We start from the raw sequence: 9,978 nt of genomic DNA, 5'->3' as shown, positions 1-9,978 counted from the left end.
TGGCCGTCGTCCGAGCCGACCTGGATATCGATGCTGGTTCTGGAGCCGTCCAGCACGTTGGTGCCGTTGAACGAGGTCTGCTCCGAGATACGATCGATTTCACTCAGGCGCTGGTCGATTTCGTCCTGGATGGAGTTCAGGTCCGACTGCGAGTTGGTGCCGTTGGCGGCCTGAACGGACAGTTCGCGGATGCGCTGCAGGTTGTTGTTGACCTGGTCGAGCGCGCCTTCGGTGGTCTGGGCCAGCGAAATGCCGTCGTTGGCGTTCGCCGAGGCCTGCTCCAAGCCGTTGATTTGTGCGGTCAAACGGTTGGCGATGGCCTGGCCGGCGGCGTCGTCCTTGGCGGAGTTGATCCGGCTGCCCGAGGACAGACGCTCGATCGCGGTATTGAGTTTGTCTTGCGACTGACGCAAATTGTTCTGTGCGGTCAGCGACAACACGTTGGTGTTTACGGTGAATGCCATGTCGAGATTCCTCTAATGCGTAGTGGTAGTGACGGGATCTTGACCCGTTGTCGCGGCCGTTCTCGTCTGCCGCTGACGTTTTATCGTCGGCGCGGCGCCGAACTTTAGGCCGCGCTCACAATTTCGCCCGCCAATTTGCCGATTAGCCGGCGAAAACACCGGCTATTCGGCCCACCCGCCGCGTCGTGCGCCGCGCAAACTCGGTCCTGGGGACTTCAATACCGGGCACCGCCCGCGATCGTCACGCACGACTTATGTACACCGCTTCCGGCCAACTCGACCGCACGCAGGCCGTGCACACTTATCTGCCCATGATCCGGCGGCACGCGCTGGCGCTACAGGTGCGCCTGCCGCCGAGCGTGGAGCTCGACGACCTGATCCAGGCGGGCACGATGGGGCTGCTGGACGCGTTCGACCGCTACGAGAGCGGGCAGGGCGCGACCTTCGCCACTTATGCCTCGCAGCGCGTTAGAGGCGCGATGATCGACGAGCTGCGCAGCCGCGACTGGCTGCCCCGATCCGTGCGCCGCGGCGCGCGTGAGCTGTCGACGGCGATCGAGCGGCTCGAGCATCGCCTCGGGCGCGCGCCGCGCGAGCGCGAGATCGCCGAGGAGCTGGATATTTCGCTCGACGATTATCATGCGCTGCTCAACGACGTGAACAACGGCCTGATCCTGAGCTACCAGGAGCACGGCACGCCGGAGAGCGAACCCAGCCGGCTGGCGGATTCGGTCGAGACCGGTGGCGATCCGTTCTTGTCTACTTTCGTCGATGCGCGTCGAGAGGATTTGATGGACGCCATCGACGACCTGCCGGAACGCGAGCGGATGCTGCTGGGCCTGTATTATCAGGAAGACCTGAATCTGAAAGAGATCGGCGCGGTGCTCGGCGTCACCGAATCGCGCGTTTGCCAGTTGCACAGCCAAGCCGTGGCGCGGTTGCGCAAGGCGTTGCCGGCTTATGCGGAGTCTTCATAGCAGTCTTCATAAAGGCCGGCGAATTGCCGTCACGAGGTTTCGCGCTGTTGCGCGAGGCACTTCTCTTTAGCTTGTTCAAAGTTAACTGCTCAAGAGAAAGGGTATGTATAGGCGCCTTATCTTGCGTTGGGCCTCAATTTCCGCCGGCCGTGCTATCCTGAGCCAATGCGGCGTGAAAGATGAGCGATGTCAAAGTTAGACGGTCTAAAAGAGGAGCTCGCATATCTGAAGCTATGGCTGGGTATCATGATCGTTACGGGCATCAGCCTCATAGGTTGGCTGCTAACGAGCATTCATTCTGCGTCTTGGTTTCTATTACTCGGCGGATTTATTGCTCTCCTTTCCATCGCCGTCGGATGTTCTGCACTTCATCGTCAAATCGAGGTCAAAATTAAAGATATCTCGGAGCTATAGCTATGGAAATTGTAATGGGTTTAGTTCTTGTTGCCGGCGGTGGTTTTCTTACCTACCTTGCTTTGGACGCTGTTCGCCGCGCCAAGTAGTTTCTTGTTGCCCAACAGATCGCTGCAGTTGATCGCCAAACCGCTTCGCGGTTTGGTTCCCTCCACATGAGGACGTTAAAGAGCGTCTTGGGAAATGGCTCGATTCTCAGCGTGTAGGTCGGATTAGCGCGTAGCGCGTAATCCGACGCCGGACGGGAATTTTCGCAGTATTTTGTCGGATTACGGCTAGCGCCTAATCCGACCTACGCCGGCTGTGTTCGTTAGCTTTTGTCGACCGGTATTTTGTTTGCTGCCGGTTCTCTAACTCGCATCAAACCCCAGCAGATTTCGGGCTGTTCCGAGCAGGGCGCTTCGTAGGCGTAGATCCAGCGGGGAATGTAGCCGGCGGGTGCGTCGCCGGCGGGCTCGCCGCGGCGGCCGGGCGGCTTCAATGAAATCAAGCAGCGATTCGAACGCGGCCGGTTCGACGATGTCGATAATCTGGCGCGCGTCCATCCGGTGGCCGGCCCGGTCCGGGCGCCGATGCGCGGCCAGACGGGTCAGGTGATCGGCCATTACCGGACAGCGGGCGAGTTGGCCGGCCAGTTGGTCGACCTGGCGCGATGGGTCGATATTCGCCAGTACCGCGCGTAGTGCGCGCAGTTCGCTCGGGGCGGTCTCGATCATCGGCGCGAAGACCGGTTCGGGCCGGTGCAGCCGATAACCCTGGAGCAGGTCCCCGCCGGCCGCGCGGGCGCATTCGAGATCGTATGGGGTCTCGATCTTTTCCACCAGCACCTGTAGTTCGGGCTTGCGTTTCTTGAGCCGCGCGATGACCGCCCGAATATCGGCGGGCCGGAACGCGGGATATTCGAGTTTGACGATATCGGCATGATCGAGTAGCGGGTGCTCGGCATCGTGGCGGGTATAATCGTCGAGCGCGATTCGAAATCCGTGCCGCTTGAGCCGGTCGAGCCGACGCCGGACGGCGTCGTTCACCCGCACCGATTCCAGCACCTCCACCACAAGCCGATCCGGCGGAAACGGTAGATCGCGCGCCAGTGTGGCGGCCGAAAAATTCACGAACGCCGAATACGTCGCGCTGAACGCCGGGTGAGGGTTGTGCATGAAGGCGTTCACGAGCACACGGCTGGTCGCGCGATCCGGGTCGAAGCGCGCAGGGGCGCGATTCGGGTACGGCCGCTCGCGATAGAGCAATTCCTCACCAACCGGCACCAGCGTGCGGTCGAAGATGCGTTGTCGGGCGTAAAGCGTTGAATTGATCGGTTCCGGGGCCATCGCGACAGCATGATTCGGTTATTCAGCCGGCCTTGGCCGGCGGCGGCTATCGTTATAACGGCGGCTTACCCGGTAAATTTAGTTTCCGCCGTCGAGCGCGGCGGTCGTGGCTGTTACGCCGGGATAACGCGCGGCCGACTAGCCTAGCCGCATCAATTGCTGCGCCGATGATGAAGTTGCTGACATCGCTGGGGCATACCCTGTTTCGTACGCGCAACGTGGTGTTTCCGTTGCTGCTGATAGGCGTGTGCCTATTGCTGCCGCCGGCGGCGCTGAACGCGCCGGGCGCGGGCTGGGTGGTGCTGTGTGGGCTGCTGGTGCTGGTGCTGGGCCAAGGCCTGCGAGTGCTGACCATCGGGCTGGACTATATTCGGCGCGGCGGCCGTGATGGCCGTATTCATGCCGATCGGCTGGTCACGGGCGGCGTCTTCGCGAGCTGTCGCAACCCTATGTACACCGGCAACGTGACGATGGTCATCGGTTTCTTCGCGCTCGCGGGCAACCTCTGGGGGCTGATCGTCGGCGGCGCGATCGGCTGGCTGGTCTACCGCGCGATCATCGCCGCCGAGGAGTCGTTTCTCGCCGAGCTTTTCGGTGCGGAATATGCCGAATATTGTCGCCGCGTGCCGCGCTGGCTTCCGGCGCCCGCGGTACTGATCCGGGTGGCGAGCGGCCACCGTTTCGACTGGGCCGCCGTGGTGCTGCGCGAGTACGGCACGCTCATGACCACGGCCGCGATCGTGCTGATCCTGCTCGCGGTCAAGGCCGCGCGCGCCGGCACCCTCGATGCCTGGGCGCCGTTGCTGATCGCGCTGGCCGGGCTCACCGCCGTCGCCTGGGGCGTGGCGCGTTTTCTCAAGAAGAGCCGGCGTCTGCGGCCGTGGAACGCCGGCTAGATGGAACAAGACATGGATACGACCGATCGAGTGTTCGACGAGGAATGGCGGCCGTCCGATTTCGCCTTCGACGCGCATGTGGCCGGTGTGTTCGACGACATGGTGTCGCGTAGCGTCCCGTTTTACGACGAAGTCCAGCGCATGCAGACCGAATTGGCCGCCTCGCTGCTGCCGGACGGCGACAGTCTGGTTTATGACCTGGGCTGTTCGACCGCCACCACGCTGACGGCCGTTGCCGGCCATGCCGATTGTCCGGTCGGCGCGCGCTTCGTGGGCATCGACAATGCGCCGGACATGCTCGACCGGGCCGCCGGGAAAATCGCGGAGCGCGGTCTGTCGGATCGTATCGAACTGGTTCGCGGCGAGCTGGACGGCGCTCTGGCGTTATCTGCCTGCGATATGGTGATCATGAACTGGACCCTGCAGTTCGTACGCCCGGTTGCGCGCGAGGCGCTGGTGCGCACGATCGCCGCCGCGCTCAAGCCGGGCGGCGTGCTGTTTCTTTCGGAAAAGATATTGGTCGGCGATTCGCTGCTCAACCGGCTCTACATCGAGTTCTACTACGACTATAAGCGTAACCGCGGCTATTCCGATACCGAAATTCGCAACAAGCGCGAGGCGCTGGAGAATGTGCTGGTGCCCTATCGCGGCGACGAAAACCATACGCTGCTGCGGCGTTGCGGATTCGCCAGCGTCGATTCATTCTTCCGGTGGTACAACTTCGAGTCGCTGGTCGCGGTCAAGGGCGATCCCGAAACGAACTGATACCAACCTGCAAAAACAAGCATACAAGAGGAAGACGCAAGCAGTCCGCAAATGAACGCGAAAAACGCAAATGGAAATAAATTTTCTTTATCTTGCGTGCATCGGCGTTTATTTGCGGACTTGCTCTTTTTCTTATCGGCTATCGTTCCTCATTATAACGGCTGGTATGAGGCGCCGGGGAGAGCGGGTTCGCCCGGCGCGCGACGTCTTTAGGATCACGAACAGGCTCTAGGATATGAGAACCGATGCGCGTATTGATCGTCGAGGATGACCCGACGCTGGCCGCCAATCTCGGCGAATATCTGGAAGAGCAGGGCGACGAGCCGGATTTTGCCAGCGACGGCCGGATCGGCTTGCAGCTTTGCATGGCCGAGGTTTACGACGCGTTGATCCTGGACCTGCGCCTGCCGCGTTTGGATGGCATATCGCTGTGCCGGCGGCTGCGCGAGGAGCAGGGCGTGAGCACGCCGATCCTGATGCTCACCGCGCGCGACACGGTCGAGGACCGCATCGAGGGCTTCGAGGCCGGCACCGACGATTATCTGGTCAAACCGTTCTCGCTGCGCGAAATGTATTTACGCCTGCGCGCGATCGTGCGCCGTCATCAGCCGGCCGATCAGGGGGCGCTGACGGTCGGCGCCCTGAGTTTGGATGTGAACAGCCATGTGGTGCGCTATCGCGAGCAGTCGATCGAGCTGACGCCGATCAGCTTTTCCATGCTCGAGATGCTCATGCGGGCCGCGCCCGGGCTGGTTTCGCGCGCCGATTTCGAAGCCAAGATCTGGAACGGCGAGCCGCCCGAGTCCGACGCCGCGCTGCGCGGGCATGTGCATCGTCTGCGCGAATTGCTCGAAGCCGCCGCTGGTCAGCCGGTCATCCATACCGTGCACGGCGTGGGCTATCGGCTGCTCGAAACCACGTGATCCGCCGGCTGCGCCGCGCGCTGTCCGCCGCGGTCGGGCTGCGCACGCGCGTTGCGATCGGCATGCTGTCGATCGCGTTCGCGGCCTGCATCGGCTTTGCGCTCGCGATTTATGCCCTGGTCGGCATTTTGCAGGACGAATTGCAGCTCGACACCCTGGACCGGGAATTGGCCAGCCTTGTAATCGACTACCGGCAGGGGGTGTCGATCGAGGGGCGGCGGGGGCGGACCGGTTGGGTTTATGTGAGCCATGCGCCGCGCCGCGATCCGAACTTGCCCGCGGTGCTCAAGAAGATCGCCGACAACGACCACGCGGTGGTCCAATACCACGGCCGTGAATACTACTCGGGCCGGCGCGACGTGGGCGACGCCGCCATTTATATGATGGTCAACGTGGAGGATGTGGAGGAGTTCGAGGATCGGCTGGCCACGCTCGGCTGGGCGACGCTGGCGGTGGTGATCGTGCTCGCGCTGCTGATCGGCATCGGTTTTTCCTATCTCATCCTGCGGCCCGTGCGGTTGCTGGCCGAGCGCCTGTCCAGCTATCGGCCGGGCCGGTCGAACCCGCCGATCGCCGCCGACTACGGCGATCGCGATATGCGCGACATCGCGGAGAGCTTCGACGCACTGATCGGGCGCTTCGACGCCGCGATCGCCCGCGAGAAAGCGTTTACCGAGGACGCCAGCCACGAACTGCGCACGCCGTTGGCGGTCGCGCTGAACGCCAGCGAGCTGCTCGACGATATGCCCGATCTCGACGCGCGCGCCCGCGACCGCGTGCTGCGCGTGCGCCATGCCTGCGAGCGCATGCAGCGCCTGGTGACCGCGCTGCTGTATCTGGCGCGGGATGCCGAGCGCGAGAACGAAGTCCTGAGCGACGCCGCCGTGGTGCTCGACGATGTGCTGGTGTATCAACGCGACGCGATGATCGCCAAGGCGATCGAACTGACGGTGGAGGCGCGCTCCACGCCGCTACCGCTGCCCGAGGGCGTGATCTACAGCGTGCTGCACAACCTGATCGACAACGCCGTGCGTTATACCGGGAACGGCCGGCTGTGGGTCGAGGTCACGCCCGAGCGCATCAGCGTGACCGATACCGGCTCCGGTATGCCGCCCGAGGCGCTGACCCATATCTTCGAACGCCAGTACCGCATGGCCGACAGCCCGGGGCTTGGTATCGGGCTCTATCTGGTCTCGCGCATCTGCGACCGCCAGGGCTGGCCGATCCATGCCGAAAGCGAGCCGGGCGAGGGCACGCGGATCGAAATCGTGCTCGACCCCGATGCCGCCCGCGCTCGCGACGGTGTCAAGAGGTAAACGCATGAATTCGTGTAGGTCGGATTAGGCGTCAGCCGTAATCCGACAGAATACGACGGCGGACATTCCCGTTTGGCGTCGGATTACGCGCTGCGCGCTAATCCGACCTACATGAAGATATTATTTTTACAGCTTTCCGCGCTTCACTTTTATAGAAACCCTTAAAAACCTATTTTCTCCCGCGTCTGGTAATACCAGGAGCCCAGCACCGACAAGGGCACTCGAAACAGCCGGCCGCCCGGAAACGCATAATTTTTCAGCGCGGCGAAGGCGTCGAAGCGTTCGCGCTCGCCGCTGATCGCCTCGGCGATCAAGCGGCCCGCCAAATGGGTGGTGGTTACGCCGTGGCCGGAATAGCCATGACTGAAGAACACGTTGTTCTCGAGTTCGCCCATATGCGGGATACGGGTGAGCGTGAGCGCGAAGTTGCCCGACCAGGCGTAGTCGATGCGTACATCGGCGAGTTCGGGAAAAGTGCGCGCCAGGTGCGGGCGCAGCTTGGCCTCGATATCGGCCGGCGTGGTGCCGCCGTAGACCGTGCCGCCGCCGAACAGCAGCCGGTGATCGGCGCTCATCCGGTAGTAGTCGAGCATATAGTTGCAGTCTTCCACGCAGCTGCCGGCCGGCATCAGCCGAGCGGCCGTCGCCTCTGCCAGCCGCTCGGTGGCCATAACCTGCGTGGCGACCGGCATCACGCGGTCGCGCAGCGCCGGCACGGTCTTGCCGAGATAGGCGTTGCCGCAGACCACGATCGTATCGGCGCGAACCTGGCCGCCGGCCGTATGCACCGTCGGCTGGGCGCCGGACTCGATCCGGATCACCGGCGAGCGCTCGTAGATCGCCCCGCTCAGCGATTCGATCGCGGCCGCCTCGCCCAACGCGAGGTTCAGCGGATGCAAATGGCCGCCCCGCTTGTCGAGCAGGCCGCCGACATACAAGTCGGTATTGCTGTGCTCGCGGATGCTGTTCTCGTCGAGCATCTGCAGTTCGTCGTGGCCATAGGATTGCCAGCTCGTCACGCGGGTTTTCAGTTCGTTGAGTTGGCGCTCGTTGAGCGCGGCGAACACGCCGCCGTCGCGCAGATCGCAGTCGATGCCGTAGCGGGCCACGCGCTCGCGGATGACGGCCGCGCCCTCGAACGCCATCGCGCCCAGCGCCCGGGCGGCCGCGCTGCCGTAGCGGCGTTCGACCACGTCCAGATCGCGCGAATAGCCGTTGACCAACTGGCCGCCGTTGCGTCCCGAGGCGCCCCAGCCGACTTGGTTGGCCTCGACCACGGCGACCTCATAGCCGCGCTCGGCCAGCGACAGCGCGGTCGCCAAGCCCGAGAATCCGCCGCCGACGATGCATACCTGCGTACGCACCGCGCCGGCCAAAGAGGGGCGTTGCGGCGCGGGGTGCGCGGTCGCGGCATAGTAGGACGGCGCATGCGGCGCGGGAAAACTCTGCTTGTTCGGGTTGCGGCTCATGGCTCGGATCTCTATCGCGTTAGGTGCGGGCCGTAGGTTCGGCTAGACGGTGCGCAGGTAGGCGTCGTACTCGGCGGCCGGCACGATCGCGCGCAGGCGCTCGCGTTCCTGACGCTTGACCGCGGCGTACCAGCGCCGGAAATCGGCGCCGAGATGGTCGGCGATGAAGCCCGATTCCTCGAAGGCGTCGATCGCCGTGCCCCAGGCATCCGGCAGCGAGGCCTGGTGTTGGCTATAGGCGTCGCCCACGGTCTCGGGCGGTGGCGCGAGTTGGCGCGCCATGCCGTATTCCATGCCGGCGAGCACGGCGGCCAGCACGAGATAGGGATTGGCATCGGCGCCGGCGACCCGGTGCTCGATACGCGAGGCCACCGGCTCGGCCAGCGGTAGGCGGATCGCCGTGGTCCGATTGTCCACGCCCCAAGCCGGAGCGAGCGGCGCATGGCTGGCCGCCTGAAAACGACGGAACGAGTTGTCGTGCGGCGCGAAGATCGCGGTCGACTCCGCCATGGTTTCAAGCAGTCCGGCGACGCACTGCATCAGAGGCCCGGTTTCGCCGTGGTCGTCGGCGAACACGTTGTCGCCGTTTTTATCGAGCAGGCTGACGTGCACGTGCATGCCGTTGCCGGCCGAGTCGCCGAACGGCTTGGCCATGAAACTCGCGGCCAGGCCGTGGCGGCGCGCGCAGGCCTTGATCGTGCGCTTGAGTAGGACGGCCTGGTCCGCGGCCAGCAGGGCGTGGCCGACGTGCTCGAGATTGATTTCGTACTGGGCTTCGCCCTGTTCGGCGATCAGCGTGTCCATCGGCAGGCCCTGGGCGACGCAGGCCGCTTCGATCGCGCCGAACAGATCGTCCAGATTGTCCAGTTCCTCAATGCCGTAGAGCTGCGAGCGCCGGCCGGGCCGGGTCGACAGATGAGCCGGCACCGGCCGGCCGGCAGCATCCGGTTCGGCCTCGAACAGGCGGAACTCGAGTTCGGTCGCCACCACCGGCGTCAACCCGCGCGCGGCCAGTCGATCGAGCGCGGCGGCGAGTATCGCGCGCGGGTCGCCGGCAAAACGCGAACCGTCGGCCTCGTGCATCATCAGCAGCATCTGCGCGGCGCCGCGCCTGCTCCAGGGCATCGGGCGCAGGCTGCCGGCGACCGGCAGGCAGGGCCGGTCGGCATCGCCCGAGGCGATCGCCAGGCCCGTCGCCTCGACCTCGTGCCCCCAGATATCCAGCAGCGGCGTGGACAGCGGCAGGTTCAGGCCCTTGCGATAGACTCGCCCGAGGCTGGCCGCCGGCAGCCGCTTGCCGCGCGCGATGCCGTTGATATCGACAATATAAGCTTCGATGAATTCCAGATCCGGCAGCGCGTCGATTACCGCGCGTGCGTCGGCCGGCAGGTCGGCATCCGACATGGGCGTAGGTGGCATGAAAATG

8 protein-coding genes and 1 pseudogene are annotated in these 9,978 nt (G+C 64.1%); 5 read left to right on the top strand and 4 right to left on the bottom strand.

Annotated features, from left to right (window positions below; translation table 11 throughout):
* A pseudogene (locus VFJ08_RS06425) lies at nucleotides 1–464 on the bottom strand (flagellin FliC); the annotation flags it as partial.
* 254 nt (nucleotides 465–718) lie between these two features.
* Here VFJ08_RS06425 and VFJ08_RS06420 point away from each other — a divergent pair.
* Nucleotides 719–1,441: an RNA polymerase sigma factor FliA gene (locus tag VFJ08_RS06420; RefSeq protein WP_324996351.1), complete on the top strand. Its 723-nt coding sequence runs from the start codon at nucleotides 719–721 to the stop codon at nucleotides 1,439–1,441.
* A 764-nt stretch (nucleotides 1,442–2,205) separates the two neighbouring features.
* Here the strand turns inward: VFJ08_RS06420 and VFJ08_RS06415 are convergent.
* A complete protein-coding gene (locus VFJ08_RS06415) occupies nucleotides 2,206–3,183 on the bottom strand; it encodes an EAL and HDOD domain-containing protein (protein WP_324996349.1) in 978 nt (325 codons plus the stop codon).
* Nucleotides 3,184–3,353: 170 nt separating this feature from the next.
* On the opposite strand from VFJ08_RS06415, the gene VFJ08_RS06410 reads away from it, so the two are divergent.
* The 4 genes from VFJ08_RS06410 to VFJ08_RS06395 all read left to right on the top strand — a co-directional run bounded on the left by VFJ08_RS06410 (nucleotide 3,354) and on the right by VFJ08_RS06395 (nucleotide 7,083).
* Nucleotides 3,354–4,079: an isoprenylcysteine carboxylmethyltransferase family protein gene (locus VFJ08_RS06410; protein WP_324996347.1), complete on the top strand. Its 726-nt coding sequence runs from the start codon at nucleotides 3,354–3,356 to the stop codon at nucleotides 4,077–4,079.
* 12 nt (nucleotides 4,080–4,091) lie between these two features.
* Complete coding sequence (gene cmoA, locus VFJ08_RS06405) at nucleotides 4,092–4,844, top strand: carboxy-S-adenosyl-L-methionine synthase CmoA (protein ID WP_324996345.1); 753 nt, start codon at nucleotides 4,092–4,094, stop codon at nucleotides 4,842–4,844.
* Nucleotides 4,845–5,089: 245 nt separating this feature from the next.
* Nucleotides 5,090–5,767: a response regulator transcription factor gene (locus VFJ08_RS06400; RefSeq protein WP_324996343.1), complete on the top strand. Its 678-nt coding sequence runs from the start codon at nucleotides 5,090–5,092 to the stop codon at nucleotides 5,765–5,767.
* The gene (locus tag VFJ08_RS06395; protein WP_324996341.1) at nucleotides 5,764–7,083 is read left to right on the top strand and encodes a HAMP domain-containing sensor histidine kinase; all 1,320 of its coding nucleotides are present in this window, start codon (nucleotides 5,764–5,766) and stop codon (nucleotides 7,081–7,083) included. Before VFJ08_RS06400 ends, VFJ08_RS06395 begins: the two co-directional genes overlap by 4 nt.
* 161 nt (nucleotides 7,084–7,244) lie before the next feature.
* Here VFJ08_RS06395 and VFJ08_RS06390 read toward each other — a convergent pair whose 3' ends face one another.
* Nucleotides 7,245–8,552, bottom strand: coding sequence for an FAD-binding oxidoreductase (locus VFJ08_RS06390; RefSeq protein ID WP_324996339.1), 1,308 nt, complete (start codon nucleotides 8,550–8,552; stop codon nucleotides 7,245–7,247).
* A gap of 42 nt (nucleotides 8,553–8,594) precedes the next feature.
* Nucleotides 8,595–9,956 carry a glutamine synthetase family protein gene (locus VFJ08_RS06385; RefSeq protein WP_324996337.1) on the bottom strand — a complete coding sequence of 454 codons (1,362 nt, stop codon included), beginning with the start codon at nucleotides 9,954–9,956 and terminating at the stop codon, nucleotides 8,595–8,597.
* Between the last annotated feature and the right edge of the window lie 22 nt (nucleotides 9,957–9,978).

The organism is Salinisphaera sp., from assembly GCF_035690525.1.
GTDB lineage: Bacteria > Pseudomonadota > Gammaproteobacteria > Nevskiales > Salinisphaeraceae > Salinisphaera.
The sequence above is the reverse complement of the archived record's forward strand: the minus strand, read 5'-3'. Positions and strand labels throughout refer to the sequence as shown.

Coding starts and splice junctions, on each gene's coding strand:
- VFJ08_RS06420 (WP_324996351.1), top strand. CDS start 719: ATGTACACCGCTTCCGGCCAACTCGACCGCACGCAGGCCGTGCACACT.
- VFJ08_RS06415 (WP_324996349.1), bottom strand. CDS start 3,183: ATGGCCCCGGAACCGATCAATTCAACGCTTTACGCCCGACAACGCATC.
- VFJ08_RS06410 (WP_324996347.1), top strand. CDS start 3,354: ATGAAGTTGCTGACATCGCTGGGGCATACCCTGTTTCGTACGCGCAAC.
- cmoA (WP_324996345.1), top strand. CDS start 4,092: ATGGATACGACCGATCGAGTGTTCGACGAGGAATGGCGGCCGTCCGAT.
- VFJ08_RS06400 (WP_324996343.1), top strand. CDS start 5,090: ATGCGCGTATTGATCGTCGAGGATGACCCGACGCTGGCCGCCAATCTC.
- VFJ08_RS06390 (WP_324996339.1), bottom strand. CDS start 8,552: ATGAGCCGCAACCCGAACAAGCAGAGTTTTCCCGCGCCGCATGCGCCG.
- VFJ08_RS06385 (WP_324996337.1), bottom strand. CDS start 9,956: ATGTCGGATGCCGACCTGCCGGCCGACGCACGCGCGGTAATCGACGCG.